The 16,015-nt window shown below is 42.8% G+C and carries 24 protein-coding genes; 3 read left to right on the forward strand and 21 right to left on the reverse strand.

All coding sequences use genetic code 11. The features are described 5' to 3' along the window. Positions 1-3: 3 nt before the first annotated feature. The 9 genes from MHI15_RS06350 to MHI15_RS06390 all read right to left on the reverse strand — a co-directional run bounded on the left by MHI15_RS06350 (position 4) and on the right by MHI15_RS06390 (position 6,823). Positions 4-1,239 carry a PBSX family phage terminase large subunit gene (locus MHI15_RS06350; RefSeq protein ID WP_445667997.1) on the reverse strand — a complete coding sequence of 412 codons (1,236 nt, stop codon included), beginning with the start codon at positions 1,237-1,239 and terminating at the stop codon, positions 4-6. A gap of 67 nt (positions 1,240-1,306) precedes the next feature. Continuing rightward, on the reverse strand, positions 1,307-2,206 hold the full coding sequence (terS, locus tag MHI15_RS06355; protein WP_341164239.1) for a phage terminase small subunit: 900 nt from the start codon (positions 2,204-2,206) through the stop codon (positions 1,307-1,309). Between the two features lie 48 nt (positions 2,207-2,254). Further along, complete coding sequence (locus tag MHI15_RS06360; protein ID WP_341164240.1) at positions 2,255-2,524, reverse strand: hypothetical protein; 270 nt, start codon at positions 2,522-2,524, stop codon at positions 2,255-2,257. A gap of 82 nt (positions 2,525-2,606) precedes the next feature. Beyond that, the gene (locus MHI15_RS06365) at positions 2,607-2,816 is read right to left on the reverse strand and encodes a hypothetical protein (protein ID WP_076220554.1); all 210 of its coding nucleotides are present in this window, start codon (positions 2,814-2,816) and stop codon (positions 2,607-2,609) included. 180 nt (positions 2,817-2,996) lie between these two features. Further along, on the reverse strand, positions 2,997-3,467 hold the full coding sequence (locus MHI15_RS06370; RefSeq protein ID WP_341164241.1) for a hypothetical protein: 471 nt from the start codon (positions 3,465-3,467) through the stop codon (positions 2,997-2,999). Between the two features lie 43 nt (positions 3,468-3,510). Beyond that, complete coding sequence (locus tag MHI15_RS06375) at positions 3,511-4,560, reverse strand: DNA cytosine methyltransferase (protein ID WP_341164242.1); 1,050 nt, start codon at positions 4,558-4,560, stop codon at positions 3,511-3,513. Then, on the reverse strand, positions 4,557-5,093 hold the full coding sequence (locus MHI15_RS06380) for a transcriptional regulator (RefSeq protein ID WP_341164243.1): 537 nt from the start codon (positions 5,091-5,093) through the stop codon (positions 4,557-4,559). Before MHI15_RS06380 ends, MHI15_RS06375 begins: the two co-directional genes overlap by 4 nt. A gap of 62 nt (positions 5,094-5,155) precedes the next feature. Next, on the reverse strand, positions 5,156-5,845 hold the full coding sequence (locus MHI15_RS06385) for a hypothetical protein (protein ID WP_076219669.1): 690 nt from the start codon (positions 5,843-5,845) through the stop codon (positions 5,156-5,158). A gap of 255 nt (positions 5,846-6,100) precedes the next feature. Then, positions 6,101-6,823 carry a hypothetical protein gene (locus MHI15_RS06390; protein WP_341164244.1) on the reverse strand — a complete coding sequence of 241 codons (723 nt, stop codon included), beginning with the start codon at positions 6,821-6,823 and terminating at the stop codon, positions 6,101-6,103. Positions 6,824-7,443: 620 nt separating this feature from the next. Between MHI15_RS06390 and MHI15_RS06395 the strand changes: the two genes are divergently transcribed. Then, complete coding sequence (locus tag MHI15_RS06395) at positions 7,444-7,863, forward strand: hypothetical protein (RefSeq protein ID WP_341164245.1); 420 nt, start codon at positions 7,444-7,446, stop codon at positions 7,861-7,863. Positions 7,864-8,119: 256 nt separating this feature from the next. Next, positions 8,120-9,184, forward strand: a complete 1,065-nt coding sequence (locus tag MHI15_RS06400) for a GTP pyrophosphokinase (protein WP_341164246.1) — start codon at positions 8,120-8,122, stop codon at positions 9,182-9,184. Positions 9,185-9,419: 235 nt separating this feature from the next. Here the strand turns inward: MHI15_RS06400 and MHI15_RS06405 are convergent, their stop codons facing one another. The 3 genes from MHI15_RS06405 to MHI15_RS06415 form a co-directional block, all read right to left on the reverse strand. Continuing rightward, positions 9,420-9,893: a hypothetical protein gene (locus MHI15_RS06405; RefSeq protein WP_341164247.1), complete on the reverse strand. Its 474-nt coding sequence runs from the start codon at positions 9,891-9,893 to the stop codon at positions 9,420-9,422. 116 nt (positions 9,894-10,009) lie between these two features. Continuing rightward, positions 10,010-10,597, reverse strand: a complete 588-nt coding sequence (locus MHI15_RS06410) for an HNH endonuclease signature motif containing protein (RefSeq protein WP_341164248.1) — start codon at positions 10,595-10,597, stop codon at positions 10,010-10,012. A gap of 2 nt (positions 10,598-10,599) precedes the next feature. After that, positions 10,600-10,830 (reverse strand): hypothetical protein, encoded by a 231-nt coding sequence (locus MHI15_RS06415; protein ID WP_341164249.1) that lies wholly within the window; start codon positions 10,828-10,830, stop codon positions 10,600-10,602. A gap of 139 nt (positions 10,831-10,969) precedes the next feature. Between MHI15_RS06415 and MHI15_RS06420 the strand changes: the two genes are divergently transcribed. After that, positions 10,970-11,257: a hypothetical protein gene (locus MHI15_RS06420; protein ID WP_341164250.1), complete on the forward strand. Its 288-nt coding sequence runs from the start codon at positions 10,970-10,972 to the stop codon at positions 11,255-11,257. A gap of 32 nt (positions 11,258-11,289) precedes the next feature. On the opposite strand, the gene MHI15_RS06425 is transcribed toward MHI15_RS06420, so the two are convergent. The 9 genes from MHI15_RS06425 to MHI15_RS06465 are packed head-to-tail and all read right to left on the reverse strand — an operon-like array spanning position 11,290 to position 16,003. Further along, positions 11,290-11,724 carry a DUF5348 domain-containing protein gene (locus MHI15_RS06425; RefSeq protein WP_341164251.1) on the reverse strand — a complete coding sequence of 145 codons (435 nt, stop codon included), beginning with the start codon at positions 11,722-11,724 and terminating at the stop codon, positions 11,290-11,292. Positions 11,725-11,728: 4 nt separating this feature from the next. Then, a complete protein-coding gene (locus MHI15_RS06430; protein WP_341164252.1) occupies positions 11,729-11,911 on the reverse strand; it encodes an IDEAL domain-containing protein in 183 nt (60 codons plus the stop codon). A gap of 32 nt (positions 11,912-11,943) precedes the next feature. Then, complete coding sequence (locus MHI15_RS06435; RefSeq protein WP_341164253.1) at positions 11,944-12,780, reverse strand: hypothetical protein; 837 nt, start codon at positions 12,778-12,780, stop codon at positions 11,944-11,946. A 23-nt stretch (positions 12,781-12,803) separates the two neighbouring features. Next, positions 12,804-13,217, reverse strand: a complete 414-nt coding sequence (locus tag MHI15_RS06440) for a RusA family crossover junction endodeoxyribonuclease (RefSeq protein ID WP_076302491.1) — start codon at positions 13,215-13,217, stop codon at positions 12,804-12,806. Further along, positions 13,168-13,365 (reverse strand): hypothetical protein, encoded by a 198-nt coding sequence (locus MHI15_RS06445; RefSeq protein WP_143766465.1) that lies wholly within the window; start codon positions 13,363-13,365, stop codon positions 13,168-13,170. The genes MHI15_RS06440 and MHI15_RS06445 overlap by 50 nt, the downstream gene beginning before the upstream one ends. After that, positions 13,346-13,549: a hypothetical protein gene (locus MHI15_RS06450; protein WP_076302490.1), complete on the reverse strand. Its 204-nt coding sequence runs from the start codon at positions 13,547-13,549 to the stop codon at positions 13,346-13,348. The genes MHI15_RS06445 and MHI15_RS06450 overlap by 20 nt, the downstream gene beginning before the upstream one ends. A gap of 2 nt (positions 13,550-13,551) precedes the next feature. Next, positions 13,552-13,713, reverse strand: coding sequence for a DUF6906 family protein (locus tag MHI15_RS06455; RefSeq protein WP_179089428.1), 162 nt, complete (start codon positions 13,711-13,713; stop codon positions 13,552-13,554). Positions 13,714-13,725: 12 nt separating this feature from the next. Further along, positions 13,726-15,012 carry a DnaB-like helicase C-terminal domain-containing protein gene (locus MHI15_RS06460; protein WP_081383356.1) on the reverse strand — a complete coding sequence of 429 codons (1,287 nt, stop codon included), beginning with the start codon at positions 15,010-15,012 and terminating at the stop codon, positions 13,726-13,728. Continuing rightward, entirely contained in the window at positions 14,978-16,003 is a 1,026-nt protein-coding gene (locus tag MHI15_RS06465; RefSeq protein WP_076302488.1) for a replication protein, read from the reverse strand. The genes MHI15_RS06460 and MHI15_RS06465 overlap by 35 nt, the downstream gene beginning before the upstream one ends. Positions 16,004-16,015 lie beyond the last annotated feature (12 nt).

A 16,015-nucleotide genomic window follows, 5' to 3' on the forward strand; every position in this document is an offset into this window, starting at 1 on the left:
GCCTTACACCCACCCCACATCATGATCAGATCGCTCCTCTCTCTCTTTTTTACGCTGCTTCACACGCTGCAACAGATAATCCGTATGGATACCGTATCGGCGTGCATCACAGGTATGGTCGTTTTGCTTAATAGGCTTGTCCTCGCCGCGCTCGGCGGCTTTTTCATCCCAAACGTAAGACACCAACTCCTGAAGGGAATTGGTGTTATCAGCACTGATAAAAAGTTCATTATTCTGAAATCGGTTAGATACCGTCTGAATACCATCTAGTACAGTATTCACCGCAGCACGGATATTGTTGATCCCCCGCTTCTTCAGTTCAATAATAAAAGCCTTCGCTGATGGGTCTATGAAGATTGAATACTCATCGCCATCAAGAAAGGCTTCCAGATCATCCGCATATTCACCATTCGTTTTCTCACCCTTATGGCGGATATTGTGATAATACTCATCCAGTTCATAATAGACGTTCCCTTGGACTCCGTATTTTAGGAATGCTGTTGGGTTGTTAGCCCCATAGTCGATACAAATGAATTTGCGATCAAACTTGGCCGGAAACCACTCTCTGGGTTTCTTATGAACTGCATCATTGAACTTGGAGAAGATTACCCCTTCAGCCATGACCCAGAGACCAAGAATGTACCGTTGGTAGAAGATCCCGCTGTACATGCGCCGGTACCGCTCCCGCACACGCTCGGAAAGAGAGAGATTATCCTCCATTGTAAAGTGTAGGTGCAGTGCGTGCTTCTTCTGCAGTTGATCCAGCCATTCCTTTTTGAACCAATGATATGGACCTGCAGGGTTACAGTTGAACCAGAGCTTGGCACCATCTACGGAACAACGAGCAGTCGCTTGGTCAACGAAAGACTTCGGCATGAGTGCCACTTCATCGAAGAACATCCCGGCCAGCGTGATCCCGGCAATCAGATCCTGGGAACTTTCATCTCGCCCACCAAATAAAAAGAACCGGTTGCTTATTAAGCCCCGGGTCACAGTCAAAACATTTTCAGATCGATTGTCATGAACATGATACCCACGGCTGGCCAGCATGCGTTTCAGCGGACCGACCACGTTACGTCGTAACGCACCAAGTGTCTTCCCTGACATACCGAACTGTTCTCCTCGGAAGGTATCCATCCCCCAGGCGATAAAGGAGAATGACATGCAGACCGTCTTGCCGGCCCGGACGGAACCATCACAGATGATTGCATCTTTATCGTGGTGCGGGCTCTCGGGCATCCACCAAGTCAGAACTTTAAGCTGCTTGTTGGAGAATGGAGCCCATTTGAATGCCGGCGGCTTGAGTTTAAGCTTCGCCATCGTTCCACACCTCCGCCGCCCTACCTTTCAGCGCATCCATAAAGCCATCGTCTTCGAAGTCTTCCTTACCACCGCCACGAAGCATCTGTAACTCATACTCCATGGTTTCGATGCGGATACGCTTCTCGTCGTCGGTCAGCCGGTTCTTGAGCTCGATAGCACGGATCTTCTTATCTTGGATGCGAGTCAGAGCTTCTTCCAACTTCACAATATCGTCCAGCTTTCGGAAGCCTTTCTCCTCGATTTTGGATTCCATCATCTCATTCCGGCTATGCGGAATCTTCTTCGTTATACCGGTCTTCTCATCGTGGATCTCGGCCACTTCCTTAATAGCCTTCATCTCATAGAGTACGCTGCGCTCGGTCTCGGATAACCCATCCATTAAAGATTTGATTCGGAGCATCATGCGGCGCTCCCTAATCGTCAAAAGGTAAAGGGATTCATTGGCCTGGATGATTGGATCAGTGTCCACCTGATCAATGAGCTGTTGCTCGGTTTCGGTCAGGGTATCCAACCAGATGGTTTCATGCTCACCTGTGGTGACTGCCTTCTTGTTGCCAAGCGGCCCACCGGCACCACCGCTGTTTCCCTTCCCGTTTTGATTGCCCGGAGGAGCACCGCCTCGATTACCGACTGCGTTTTTGTTCCCTTTGGGAGCGCCGCGATGTGGAACGTTCCCGTTTGTTTCAATTGGAACGCTCCCTTTGGATACAGATGGAACGTTCCCTTTGAGTTCCTCTTCCCAATGATCAATTGACTTCCATTTGCGGACCTTATTCTCGCCAACAAAAAGAGCAGCGGCGATGTCTTTAAGCTTCATCGTTCCGCCGCTCTCGAGCCACATTTGCTTTGCCTTGTCCCGCTCGGGACTGCGTTCTCTGGCCATGTTACATGTCACCACCCCCAACCTTATATTAAAAACAGGCAAAAATTACTACCTATTTTTAAAAACATCCACAAGTCGTCCCGCTCTTAACTCACCAATTCTAGTTAGCTTTATTCCAAGCGGATTTAAGTCACCTGGAACATCTGGACCTTCACTCCAAGACCATGACCCGGAGTTTACATAAATATAACCCTGAGCATTCAAGTCCAGAAGATTCAAGATTAAATGGTCTACCTCTCCTTTCTTTGCATAGTACGAATAGGTTTCCTGTGGGCCTTTGACAAAGAGTAGCATGAGTACAATTTCGTGGGCGAACATATAGTTCTGCCACCTCCTATAGATATTTAATTACTTTCATAGGATAGGCAGAAAAACTAATACCTTAACACTTGCAAGTAAATTACAATTCATCCTTCTGCAATTCAATATCTATCTCAATCAGCTTCTTCAGGTCATCCACCGTCTTGATCTCAATTCGACCGTCCTGAAAGTCCTTGACCCACTTTGCAATGCCAGCTTTAACGATTTTGCGGTACTGCGCCTTGCTTTCCAGGATACCGGCCATGACTTCGAGCTCATGCTGCAATAAAATTTCATCTTGTGTTCCCATTTACGTACCCCTCGACTTTCCGTTATGATGGAATGCGAGACAGCGGATGTCTGGAAATGCCACGCGTGGCGCGCCGCTGTCTCAGCCGGGGGATACCCTGGGTGATGGGGAGGACGTTACTGCGTCCTCCTTTTAATTTTTGATAAAAAGAACCACCACATATATTGTGGTGGTTCTTTCCTACTTTATAATTTCGTTTACAATAACCTTTGCCTCTGAGGCACTTATACATTTACCTATTGTAAGTCGATGTTTTCCTCCACCATCAATGTAATACTTCCCTTCGTAAAGAATTACATCAGGGTAATCAACATCAAACGAATCAGGATCAAGCAGTATTTCCTTATATGACTCAAGCGAATAACCCGGATCGAAATTTAACATTCTCCGGCAGTCCGCTAAACATTCAAACCAGTTTTCTCCTGGGATATGTCCACGAGCACTGCCTATCAAATCAGACAAGTTAATAGTCGCATAATAAGCTTTATAGTTATCACTTGTCTTATCCGGACCGTCATAATTTTTATAAGGCAAAGACTTTAGTTGCTCAATGTCTTCTTCCAAAAGATTTAAATGCGTTATTTTTTTTTTGAGCAACTCTTCCTCTTCCTTTTGAATCATTTGTAGAAACTCTTCATCTTTGGATAACATAATTTCTCCCCCGATACAGTTTAGAAGCTTCATTATCCTATCATTAAATTCTTCGTTTTTCTAGATTTAACCACTGCTTACAGATCTGTTCGGCGATACGTTTCATCATCAATGGTGGGACGCTCATACCGCATACATACTGCACATTTGCATCCATAAAATCATAATCTGCTGGAAAAGTCTGCATACGAATAGCATCCATATCGCTGATGTGTCGCGGCTGATCCGTCCGAAGAAATACAGATGAACTAGCTAGAGTGTTCGCTACTTTCTGATCTTTAAGCAAAATCGTATTGAAGTTGCTCATTTTCCCTTCTTCTCGTTCAGTCACATTGCCCATATTCAAATCTGGTGGACGTCGTTTGTGCCAGCGGGTATATGTCTTGCTGTCTGGATTTATCGGAGAGCCGTCTCCACTGCGAATGTCTCCATATAGTATAGGCAGCTCATTGAATTCCAATTGGAGCAATGGAAAGTCTTGATCCTCCCGAAAAGCGATAAAGAAAAGGCGTTCCCTTTTTTGAGGAACGCCCATAGTAGCAGAATTTAGTAGAAAGAGCTGCGGTCTATACCCGAGCTCTCGAAAGCGAGATAAGACCAGACTAACGAACCCACGAGCCTTACCAACCATCATTCCCCGAACGTTCTCGGCGACAATTACTCGAGGTCGAAGTTTTTCTGCAACGTCCAAAAAGTCGAAGAAAAGATCATCCAAACGTTGCACTGCCTGCCCCTCACGGAAAGCGTACTCTCCACCCCACTTGTCCTCTCGAACTCCTGCCATAGAAAACACGCTACATGGCGGTGATCCATCCAAGATATCTAGGTCAAACAACTCAGGTGGAAGCTCTGAATTAGGCAGCGCCTTAAAATCCTGAATAGGCATGAGAAAGGGATACTTCGGCTTATGGTTCTGCCGATAGATCCGCATCATCTGTGGATCAATCTCCACATTGCCCAGCACCGTGTATCCTGCAAGCTTATAACCCATCGTGGAGCCACCGCCGCAGCTGAAGCAGGAGAATACGGTCCGCCCATGCTTTGGCACGCTGGCAAGGTCTGATAGTTGCCAGTCCCATGCTGGACGACTCATGATGCGTCCTCTTTATCAAAGACGAATCCGCAACGAGGGCATTTACAGTCAAAGTGTGACTCATCGAATTCACTCACATCTAATTCACGGTTTTGAAAGTCTCCAAGCTGATCAGCAGCCGGCTCAGTGAAATCAGCAATTAATCTTTCGGCTTCGCCTGCATCAAAACCCGATAACATTAGATCTGCGCCGCCTTGCTGCAGTTCTGCAAGCAAACTGGCCAATGCCTCGTCATCCCAGCGACCAGACACTTTATTCAATGCCAGATTCAGTAGCCGCTCCCGATCCGGGTCTAAGTTGACTACCGAAACAGCCAGCTCCGTGCATCCTTGCTCATTCACCAGCACCTTGTATCGTTGGTGGCCACCGACCATGTTGCCCGTCTGTTCATTCCATACGATCGGGTCAACATAGCCGAATTCGTCCAGGCTGCGGCGAAGCTTTTCATACTCCGGATCTCCCGGCTGAAGGTCGACGCGGGGATTATAGACAGCTACATTGAGCTGGTTAATTGGTATAATTCTGATGTCCATAAGGACCCTCCTTAATAAAAAGAGGTGATCCTATGATAGGATCACCTCTGCAGAATCTATATTTAGTCAAGCCATTTCGTATATGTGCTAGCAGGCACACCCGGTACTTTATCTTTATTATCTCGCATGATACACATACTTGCCTCTCCAGCGAAATAGCTCGTAAATCTTCCAGCAGGGTGGCGATATCCTTCACGATGTAGCCAAGCGTGGAATAGTGAACCTGAAAGCATAGTAGTACCGACCGCTGTAGATGATAAATTAATTGGATTAACCGTTACAGTGAGTGAACTTTTCTCAGGACTTGAGGCATTCAGCCCCCTTATAGTAAAGGATTCTCCCGCAGTAGGTTCCTTGTACTTTATATAAGCTTTAGCCGCCCTCCCATATCCATTGGCTTGAATCTGAGTCGTAAAACCCGCCATTTGAACAGCTGCTGCTGCCCGCCCATTAGCTATTCTATCTGCAAACCAAACTGGCGCTAAATTGAAGCGAGCATATTTATTAACGCAGGACTCATACCTTGAAACTTCGCCATCATTTATTTGTTCCACATGTTCACCCCAATAAAATAGAACCGTTACAATCATTTCTCTTAACCGCTTTACCTGAGCAGTTGTAAATCGTGTATCCACGTAAAAAATCATCCTTTCAGGCATCGGTTCATCTGTCCGTACATCAGGCACTGTGACGTAAATGATTCGATATTCAGGAACAATAAACTCTGATCCCCGCTTAATTATGTCACCCATCTCCGGCCTCCAATATCATGATAGGCCATTGTATGTTTGACGGGGAATTCAGGGTTGGGCTACTACCCTTTTGAGTTGAGTTGGTTTTTCATCTTTGGGTAGGCAGGAACTCAGCAAGAGACGAAGAAAATCAGTCTACTCTGCTCTTTTCTACGTTCTACCTCACAAACGCACGTTCTCGTATATAAAGCCTGAGAATGACGCACAGAAGGTCGTTTATAGGTATAAAAAAAGCACCAAAAGGTGCTTAGCAAATTACGGTGTTTTACTGACTATTTCATATCGCGTCTCAATTTCACCTAAATACAAGTCGTTTAGTAGATCCTCTACTTCTCCAGAAAACCTAACCTTAAAGAACCCTTCACTACTTAAGAAGTGAAGCCCAACATCGCAAATTGAGCTAACAAACATTGACTCTTTAGATATTTCAGCGAAAATGGTGAGTATTCGACTTAAAACCTTGTTCAGGTCTCCGTCAAATTTAATATTCATTTCGTATCTTTTTTCTAATTCTCTGACTTTATCAATATCATCTAAATATTCAGATGGATACACAATTTTTATTTCTTCGTTACTTAATAGAGCTATATTTCTACCGAAATCATTATTTGAGAGTAATCCGACTCTAAAGAAGAATTCTGATAAATCCTCAAGAGCACTAAACCATGAAATCATGCCCACGCTATTATCAATATATTCAGCGAACTCAGGCTCATTTTTTTTTGCTTTTTCTACAACATCATGAAACAGTGATATAACATCATCGGAATTTTTAACAACACTTTCTGATAGTCTCTCTTTAAAACTATCCAAAAAACTAGCCAAGCCAGCACCTGTTGCCCATCCCATATCTTTGAGATTAACTAGTTTGTTATTATTATCAGAATATCCAAACTCCTGATTTTTACCATAATTTATTCTTCTATCAGTCACAATTATAGATAGGCATTTACTTGCATATCCTATATTCACAGTCAAATTGACGACCTCCATAATATTCTAATTTATAGAATATTTCTACATCAAATGACTTTTTCCTTCTGACATATTACTCTACAACAGAACTGTGCAGTTCCTTCCCAGCGCCCCCATATACAGCCCTTGCACTTGGCAGGCTGCTTGGGCGGATCTTTTAAACGCCGCTGCTGTTTCTTCGTCTTCAAATTAATTCCCCCAATGCAAAAAAGCCGCCCAAATAATGAGCGACTTCGTAATATACAATCAATTCAATCGTGCAATGAGTCTGGCCTGAAGAACGGCGTCCGCTCCGCATCCGCAGCAAATTCGCTACGCTCTTTGCTTATAATCTTTACGTACTTTGTGACAAAGGAGAACAAGACCATTTTACCGATTAGCTAAAAACAAAGTCAAAAGCACGATAAATCATAAAGATGATTCGTCTCATATTAATACTGTCATTACTCATCATTTCTCGCTTTTTCGCTGAGCTGCATTGATTGACTTTATATAGACGCTTAGAAAATCTAAAAATAGTTCTCCATGATGTCCACATATAATCAAACATAGCTTAAAGGAAGGTTATCCCACTTCAATGGCGAATTTATCAAAATGTAAAAAACATGAAAAGAGGGGAACTGATGAGTACACCAGAAGAAAAAAACAATAAAAATATATTTTATACTCTCTACTGCATAGCGACAATAATTATTTTATTTTTCATATTTGCAGGCACTAATGATACAAAAATCATTAATGAGATAGTCGATAAAATGACAACCATTAACTTTACCCTTGCAATTGGATATGCTGCCTTAGTTCCAGCTCTTGCTGCCATATCAACAAACAATAATACTGGGAATAATTCCAAAAAAGAAATTATCGATTTTATAAAAATGATTGTTGCTTATGTTCTAATTAACATTATCATTGTAAGCCTTACTTTTAACAATGTAGATTACTCGCCTTTATTAATGAGAGTGCTTATTAGTTTTATGATTGCGCTGATACTTTTGCTCTCACAAATACTTATCAATCTAACTAATAAACTGCTTAATTAATTCGTTCGTGTAAATATGCGAGAGGAGGTAAGCCACGGTTACTGCTACATCTCTGCAGCCGTGCGTGTCACTCACGCCTGATTTCCACGCTCTCATAGTATCATGGAATATCAATCAGATGATGCTCATCTTAGGTTCATACTAAGTTCAAATAGCAATCAGATTCTGTATTTTGAGTGAGGAAAATAAAGGAGTTAATAATCAAATAGCGAACTTTATAATCGTATCGAATTATTATAGAAGATGAGGGAGATAAATGTCGTCAACTCAAAGTAAAAACATAGATGACTTGAAAGCTTGGTATACAGAAAATCGACAAACTTACAGTAACCTCGCAAAAAAAGTGGAAACAATAATACAAGAGTTATTAGATTCTGAAGGGGTTACATATTATTCAATTTCAAGTAGAGCTAAAGATGTTGAAAGTTTTGTAAAGAAATCTCAGAAGGATAAGTACAATGATCCAAAAAAACAAATTCAAGATTTAGCTGGAATTCGAGTTATTACTTACGTAAGGAGTGAAGTGACCAAAGCTTGTGATATAATTAGACCTTTGTTTAAGATTGACGAAAAAAATAGCGTTGATAAAAGTAGCGAATTAGGTAAAGATAAAGTAGGATATCGCTCTGTTCATTACGTTGCAACTTTAACTGACGATAGGTTAGTTTTGCCAGACTATAGAATGTTTAAGGATCTTGTCTTTGAAATTCAGGTTAGAACATTACTTGAACATGCATGGGCTGATATTTCTCATGATAGAAGTTATAAATTTAAAGGGGATTTCCCTCAAGAATATGATATTGAGCGGAGATTTTCTCTTGCTTCAGCAACATTAGAACTTGTTGATAGAGAATTTGATTCAATTGTAAGTACACTTGATAAGTATGAAAAAGAAACTGAGGGAAAGACCAGAAAAGGTGATCTCGACCTTCCCATTAATGCAACTTCAGTAAGTAACTATCTGTTACATAAGTTTAAAGAGTCCATAAAAAATAATGATATCATCCCAACATTTAATAGTGCAGAAGCTTTAGTTATTGAAGAATTGTTAAATTTCGGCTTGAGTAACATTTATGAATTAGATGCAATTACAACTTCAGTAGTTGAGAGAAATCCATCAATTATTTTAAATACTAATTTCATAGGTTTATTAAGAGACATAATGATGCTTACTGATATTGATAATTATTTTACAAATGCTTGGAATGAAAATTGGTATGGGCTTGAAGAAAGTTTTATAAAGTTGGCGAAAAAAAATGGAATGAATATTTATAAATATGTTGATATCTGTGGGTTAGATGTTGATCCAGAGATAGATTAGTAACATTGCTCTAGCATAAACATAAACGCTAATTAAACATATATTAATGTTTTTTGTTGTATAAAAATTCAGTTCATCTAAGAAATTATTGTAAAGCGTACTACATATAAATAAACGTGTTCAAAAAATTATCAAAAAGCGCGTGCCGTTCGAATATTTGCACGCGCTAGTTTACCTTCTTTAACATTCCAGTTCCAGGATAGTTTTTTAGATTCAGCTAATTTCACTTCAATATCTACTCAAAAAAGCCCATCAATTTCAATGTATTTGCAATATTCTCAATTCCCTCAGCAAGTTTTCTCCGAACAGTGCTGTCGCTCATACCATGCCTAAAGAACAGAACAGTCTCCTTGAAGCTGTGTCCCTCAATATATCTGTGTTGGATAGCATTCTTCGTATCTTTATCCTGAATCAACCCAATTACCCGATGAATGGTACTTGTATACAGTTGGTATTGTTCATACACCCATCGCTGCTTATCCATCAGAATGATTGCATTGGCTGTCTTGTCCGCGTGTAATTCATCCCTATCAATTCGACGTGCAACTTCTCCGTCTATAGCCACTTGCTGCATATCGCTTTTAAATTGCTCATAATCATCCATCAACAAAGTCATGCTCTTATATTTGCCCAGGAGGAACTTTGTCCGCTGGATCTCTGTCTCGTTTGCTGTTGGAAAAAGCTCTCCCTGTTCCCAAACCATCGCCATCCCCCTACTCCCCTTTATGTTATAATATCAAGAGGAATAGTTTAAAAAGTGCCCCCCGCCCGGCCAAGGATATGGGGGTCTTTACATATTATAGCTTCTCAAAGTCCGCAAGCTTTTCAGCATCTCCGCTTTCTTTCCCCAATTTTCTGAATAATGTCAGCCAAAATAATACCGCTCCTCGTGAGCTCTGCATCATTTTCTATCAGCCCTCTTTTGTTCATGATGGCCAGCTGTCCGCGGGTAACCAGAATCAAATTATCCGGATCGAAATTCCGCCTGTCCCCATCTCCGAATATGACGGCATGTCCCTTCGGAACCGAGCGGCCGCAGTGCTGCTCCCAAACGATTAGATGCTTCCCGCGCCACATATTCGGATCAGCAATCTTTATATCTACATAATCATCCCCGTTAACCCTCTCAGAGCCTACAGAAACATAATTGTGCGGCTTATGGCCCTTCTTGAATTGAGTATCCTCACCGCCGGTCCATAACTTCTTCTTTCCCTTATTGGGTGGAATGCTACCCGGTTTGATCCTGGCATCGATTCCGCTCTTCAACCCGTTATTTTTGATGAAGGCTCTCATTTGAGAAGGCTGGATCTCCAAGTCGAACTTCTCATTGAATATTGAAGTCAATTCCAGAACATACCGTCCATGAATGTTGGTGCTAATAAACTCCTTTTGCTCCAAACTGAATCGAAACATTTTCACCCCTCCAACATCTTGGGAATGGTAGTATTAGCATTCATTTTATCGTCAGCCAGTTTTATGGCATCTAACACAAGAGATCCATTTGCAATAACTTGAGAAGCAACACTTGTTACAGCCTTAGCTCTGCTGATCTCGTCAGCCAATTTCTCTCCGGTTAACTCCTCGTCACTTAGGCGCTCTAATTGAGCAAACAAATGGTTATTCAGATCCCCTAATGTATTTCGCATAGTCATCCTCCCACTGATTTGAACTCTGTCCTTCCGTTCCATCAATTGCGACTGTGAATCAAACATACTTCCATATTATTGAATCTTTTCTTCTGAATCTTCGTAATAGATTCGAGGTGATATAATGTCGTTTAGAAAAATGAAACGATGGGTAAAAATAATATTTTCATTTCTTTATATCTTTGCAATTGGTGCCGTAATTGCATTAATGGGACTCATGATTACTGTGGCTTTCATCGATGACCAGGCAATCACAAATACAGCTTTAATTAATAGACTCACTTTGCTTCTAGCAGGATTATCTTTGCCTGGGTTGATTGTTCAACTCCTGTCATTCCTCACTATTAATGATAAAAAGACTTTTACCTTAGAAAAAAAGTGTCCCCATTGCAAGCAACTCATTGAGTTAAAACTTACCGAAGATTGAACGGATGGGATTTGCTCCATCCGTTCTTTGTATTAGTCCCAGAGAGGGAGCATCTTAACCCGAACTTTCAACCCTTCCATAGATAGATCTGGAGTATTAGAGATGTAATAATCATTGCCATTGTGCTCCATATGAGAGTACACCCAGCGACTCTCTCCTGTGGAATCTTCGAATAAGTATTCAATAGAAGCACCGGACGTGTAGTAAGCATGCTTTCCGTTTGTGTACCTGCCATCTTTCCCTTTGTGAAGTATACCTTCTTCAATCACAGGTGCCGTCACTTGGCGTATATAACGCCTAACCTCGTCCAATTTACTGCTAATCTGATAGAACATCCCCCGAAGATACATCTCTTGAGGATCTCCCTCGTTGTAAACCCCCTCATTTTCAGCTTCATTGATCATATTTGTAACCCACTTAATCCGCGGTTCAAGCTTCTCTAGCTCTACCTGTATTAGGTTTTTCATTTCTTCACTCCCCCTTCCTTAATCTTTTTAACTCCGCCGAATACCGATAAAAGCTCTTTCCATCTCGCTCATCCAGTGCTTGGTCGATCAGTGTCCGAAGCTCTGCAATCCGATGTTTCCGCACTGCAGTTTCCCACACAACTTCGATATATTTATCAATTGCGAGTGCATAAACCGCAAAGATCAAAGCGATACCTCCCTAGGTAAGAGAAAAGCAGCTTACGCTGCTCCTCCGCCATCCTTCATTTTCTTTGCTGCAAGCTTGCGATACGCTGTCCATCTGGCTGACAGCTGCCCACTGGTCATACCGTTTTCATTTGCAATTTCACGCCAGGTTTTATCTTCATTAATGCGTTTCTCCAAAAGAACTGGGAACTCAATAGTCTGTCCTTCATATTCGACTTCAGGAAAGATTGGACGTTCAGCAAGGATAAAAGCTTCCAGTTCTTCCTTACTCGTATCATCTGCAGAAGCTTCACCAAGATCAGAACCTCCACCATTCTCGACATTTTCTTGTTCTCCTGATTCATCAGGATCACCATCATTATCTTTGCTTTCAGATTCAGCTCCATCATTCATCCAATTCGGTTCGAGGTTTGTTTCCTCTGAATGCTCATCAGAACCGCCATCATTAATATCTTCTTCAGATGATTGAACTTCATTAGCCCCTTCTTCTTCTGCATCTGGTTCAACAATTTCAAAATTATCGTCCTTCTGCTCGCCATCCGAAGCACCTTCTTGCTGTTCGAATAACTTGCCTTGATCAGGATCATCTTCGCCAATCTTATCTGCGCTCATAACGACACCCGAGGCATCAGTTGTGACACGACGGCCAGTGACTTCTCGGTATATATCTCCATCCTCTTCATCGAAATCGAAAGCAGCCTGAGGATCACCAAGGAAAACATTGATCTTTTCCCCCTGATTGCTACTGAGGAACAAGAAGTTCTCCTGCATGACTCTCAGTGGCACAAGCAATTTAACTTCAACGTCGGCATCTCCGACTTTAATTCCTTTAGCAATAGTTGCACTGAATTTTGCATAATCCTTTATCATATCGATCTTCCCCTCAGTTTTTTTTATTGGAGTTGCTTGATCTTCACTTCAATGCGTGGTCGTGCGCTGTACCGTTTCCTTACGAATGCGTCCACAACTTGGCTATCATCCTTCCAGATGATGCCCTTCAGTGCATCCTTAACACCTTTCAGATAGTTGTCTGCATCCGGCTTAGTCACTGGGAGAATATCACCACGCTCTGCGGCAGCGGCCTTTTTCTTGCTAAAGCTCTTCGGAGTCGAGCGATAAGCGGTCACTGCGACCCCGAGGGCGCCCTCCAGCAGTGCTGCCGGCGCATACTCACTGGCAGCCAAACGGACGTAATCTTTATAATCCCGAGATTTGGCGGGATCATAGGCTCTCGGAAATCCACCGGCAGTGCTAAATTTAGGCCGGCCCTGGGCGACCGGTTCTCCGTAAACCGTAAACTGAATCATTACGTTTTCCTCCTCGATGCTTAGCCGGCATCATCGCTGTATCAAGCACATACACCATGCCTGCCGTTGCTCCAGTTTCATCCACAACCATGAAGTAATTTTGCTGCTGGAAGAACGGATCAATCGGCTTACGCTTCTTTACAACCATTAAGATCGACTCCCCTCATTCGTATACCAATCGCGAGTTCAAACTCAGCAATACCCTCGTCTACTTCCGCTGGATCCATGTCCGAAAACTCAGCTAGCAGATCGGTACGTCCCAGAGCAACTCCGGTATCTATATAATGACGACGCATCTGGTTATACACGTGCCAGTAATTCCGCCTACCCATCATTAGGCCCCCTTACTGATCGTCTTCGGCTTCCCAGATTTACGATGAATCAACACAAGTTGTGTTGATGTCTCCCTTTCCACCAACCAATTCTCCAGCACCAGACCCTTCGCTGCTGCAATCATAATTTTCTGTTTCTTCGTTGGCCGCTTCCCCTGCTTCATGCCATTGCCCCCTTATGCAATCTGCTGTGTCTCCTTCTTGAAATTGAGTTTTACCATTCCTGTTGGACCGTTCCGCTGCTTGGCCAGATTAACCTCCATGATTCCCGGATCAGGTGTATCTTGGTTGTAGTACTCATCCCGATACAACATGATAATGTCATCAGCCACCGCGCTTATCGCTGCACTTCCAGACAAGTCTGAGATGAACGGCCTCTTGTTCTGCCGTATATCCACTTCTTGTTTGACTTGGGATAATCCAACCATCACACAGTCACAATCCTTCGCTGCCTTACGAAGCTTCTGACAGACCCGGTGAAGACCAGATCCACTGTTGTCATTTGCCGCAGCTTCCTCAAGAACTTCCTGCAGATAATCCACGATTACTAAATCCAGACCTTCCTGTCTCTTTAACCGACGCATCTCCGAACAGATATAATCTGCTGTCACGCCACGGCTGTCATCAATGTGAATCCGTCGAACCAAATCCATGTGTCGAGAAATCATCTCCAAGTGACCTGGGGTCAAATTACCTGAACGAATCGCCTGCATTGATATTCCTGATAAATTCGATAGAGCTCGGTTGTACTTCTGGCCTTTGGACATTTCGAGTGAAAAGCTCGCCACCTTAAACCCTCGTTTGGTCACTCTGAGCTCGATTTCATTAGCGAATGCCGATTTACCGATACTCGTCCTGGCACCTACTACAATCAGATTTGTGCGCTGGAAGCCAAGAGTCAGGCGATCGATAGCATCCCAACCTGTCATTATGCCAAGAGCACGACCTGGATCTTGAGTTTTAAGAACCAATTCCTCGTACCAATCGATGATGTCATCCATCCTTGTATCCTGTTGAAGCGCCTTTGGTCGTATATCCAACGAACGCTGTTCAAACTCATCAAGAATGCTCTCGAAGCTACCGGCGGAAAAATCGGAGAATTTGTCTTTATACTCTTCAACCAGTGCCATTGCTTTTCTGCGTGCATCCGCTTCGATTAGTTCACGAACATTGTTCTCAATCCGTCCAGCAGTTACCGCCGAATGGGTTAATTTTGTCAGATAATCAAATCCGCCTACTCTTTCGAGGTGCTTCCCGAACACTGTTGCGAAAGTGGTAAAGGACAATTCCTTCCCCTGTCGGTGAAGCTCTTGAATCATCTTGATCAAATTACGATGCCAAGGCTGAGTGAATACAGAGGGCTGGATGGACATTGCAACTTCGGAAACAAGGGACGGATCAAGGAAGAAAGAACCTAAGATTTCAATTTCAAGCAGTTCCGTATTGAGCAAGTCGTTGTTCATCTGCCTTTCGTATCCGGTCCATGATCGGATCATTCTCAGGAATGGTTGTGATTGCAGGCGAATCACGTCCCCCACTAATCACAGCCTCAGGTCCTCCACGTTTTCGATAGCCCTTTAAAATCCCCCCGACATAAGCGAGGGTCAAAACCTTATGCCTGCTAGCCTCCCTCATTGCCTTCAGCATCCACTCTCCGCCATAATCATCGAAGAGTGCTCCAAATTCTTCAGTTTCAAAAGGAGTAACCTTACCGTCTTCTGTGAAGTTTTTTTCATAGGCTTGGTACAGGTATCCGAAGGAATAATTAGGGCTACTGTTGATGGCTTTTGACTCTGTATCTATTTCAGATAAAACACTCTTATTACTACTGCTTCTTTTAATAATTGCTTTAATACTTTCTTTAGAGACGCTGAAAGCCTTGATATGACTGGGATAGTGGCGCCTCACGGTTCCCGAATTGGGAACCGGAAAGTTCCCTTTTTGGGAACCGCGCAGTTCCCTTTTTAGGAACTTGGTTCCCGAATGTGTAACTGAGTTCCCTTTTTGGGAACCAATTTTCGGTTCCTTATTTGGGAACTGAGTTCCCTTTTTAGGAACCATTTTTGTAAGATTTGGTGAATGATTTTCGATATTTAAGTTGATTAATTCTTTCATTTTTTTGAGATCAAAACTCTCTATAGGATCAACACTCCACTGGTCATAGTGCTTGTTAATTTGGAAAATATTCAAACTTTGCTCCCATAGAATCACCTTTTTTTCACACAAAGCTATGAGTTCAGCTCGAATATGATTTTTACGAATACCACATAATTCAAAATGCTTCAGTTGCGGTATAATCGCCGATGGCTTCCCGCATCCCCAGCTCAACGTTAAAATGAAATCAATGATGTCGCGCTGTCGCTGAGTGAACTTCCGCCGGATCAGCTCTCTATGAATTTCGTGGTTGATTCGTATATGGGCATCCGTGGGTTGGGGGTTCACGTTGGAATCCACCGGCACCGCCTC

It is taken from the genome of Paenibacillus sp. FSL H7-0918, from assembly GCF_038007025.1.
Classification (GTDB): Bacteria; Bacillota; Bacilli; order Paenibacillales; family Paenibacillaceae; genus Paenibacillus_AQ; species Paenibacillus_AQ odorifer.

What these genes read in the sequence shown, in the direction of transcription:
- MHI15_RS06350 (WP_445667997.1), bottom strand. Translation starts at nt 1,239, where the DNA reads ATGCCCGAGAGCCCGCACCACGATAAAGATGCAATCATCTGTGATGGT.
- terS (WP_341164239.1), bottom strand. Translation starts at nt 2,206, where the DNA reads ATGGCCAGAGAACGCAGTCCCGAGCGGGACAAGGCAAAGCAAATGTGG.
- MHI15_RS06360 (WP_341164240.1), bottom strand. Translation starts at nt 2,524, where the DNA reads ATGTTCGCCCACGAAATTGTACTCATGCTACTCTTTGTCAAAGGCCCA.
- MHI15_RS06365 (WP_076220554.1), bottom strand. Translation starts at nt 2,816, where the DNA reads ATGGGAACACAAGATGAAATTTTATTGCAGCATGAGCTCGAAGTCATG.
- MHI15_RS06370 (WP_341164241.1), bottom strand. Translation starts at nt 3,467, where the DNA reads ATGTTATCCAAAGATGAAGAGTTTCTACAAATGATTCAAAAGGAAGAG.
- MHI15_RS06375 (WP_341164242.1), bottom strand. Translation starts at nt 4,560, where the DNA reads ATGAGTCGTCCAGCATGGGACTGGCAACTATCAGACCTTGCCAGCGTG.
- MHI15_RS06380 (WP_341164243.1), bottom strand. Translation starts at nt 5,093, where the DNA reads ATGGACATCAGAATTATACCAATTAACCAGCTCAATGTAGCTGTCTAT.
- MHI15_RS06385 (WP_076219669.1), bottom strand. Translation starts at nt 5,845, where the DNA reads ATGGGTGACATAATTAAGCGGGGATCAGAGTTTATTGTTCCTGAATAT.
- MHI15_RS06395 (WP_341164245.1), top strand. Translation starts at nt 7,444, where the DNA reads ATGAGTACACCAGAAGAAAAAAACAATAAAAATATATTTTATACTCTC.
- MHI15_RS06400 (WP_341164246.1), top strand. Translation starts at nt 8,120, where the DNA reads ATGTCGTCAACTCAAAGTAAAAACATAGATGACTTGAAAGCTTGGTAT.
- MHI15_RS06405 (WP_341164247.1), bottom strand. Translation starts at nt 9,893, where the DNA reads ATGGCGATGGTTTGGGAACAGGGAGAGCTTTTTCCAACAGCAAACGAG.
- MHI15_RS06410 (WP_341164248.1), bottom strand. Translation starts at nt 10,597, where the DNA reads ATGTTTCGATTCAGTTTGGAGCAAAAGGAGTTTATTAGCACCAACATT.
- MHI15_RS06415 (WP_341164249.1), bottom strand. Translation starts at nt 10,830, where the DNA reads ATGCGAAATACATTAGGGGATCTGAATAACCATTTGTTTGCTCAATTA.
- MHI15_RS06420 (WP_341164250.1), top strand. Translation starts at nt 10,970, where the DNA reads ATGAAACGATGGGTAAAAATAATATTTTCATTTCTTTATATCTTTGCA.
- MHI15_RS06425 (WP_341164251.1), bottom strand. Translation starts at nt 11,724, where the DNA reads ATGAAAAACCTAATACAGGTAGAGCTAGAGAAGCTTGAACCGCGGATT.
- MHI15_RS06435 (WP_341164253.1), bottom strand. Translation starts at nt 12,780, where the DNA reads ATGATAAAGGATTATGCAAAATTCAGTGCAACTATTGCTAAAGGAATT.
- MHI15_RS06440 (WP_076302491.1), bottom strand. Translation starts at nt 13,217, where the DNA reads ATGATTCAGTTTACGGTTTACGGAGAACCGGTCGCCCAGGGCCGGCCT.
- MHI15_RS06445 (WP_143766465.1), bottom strand. Translation starts at nt 13,365, where the DNA reads ATGGTTGTAAAGAAGCGTAAGCCGATTGATCCGTTCTTCCAGCAGCAA.
- MHI15_RS06450 (WP_076302490.1), bottom strand. Translation starts at nt 13,549, where the DNA reads ATGGGTAGGCGGAATTACTGGCACGTGTATAACCAGATGCGTCGTCAT.
- MHI15_RS06455 (WP_179089428.1), bottom strand. Translation starts at nt 13,713, where the DNA reads ATGAAGCAGGGGAAGCGGCCAACGAAGAAACAGAAAATTATGATTGCA.
- MHI15_RS06460 (WP_081383356.1), bottom strand. Translation starts at nt 15,012, where the DNA reads ATGAACAACGACTTGCTCAATACGGAACTGCTTGAAATTGAAATCTTA.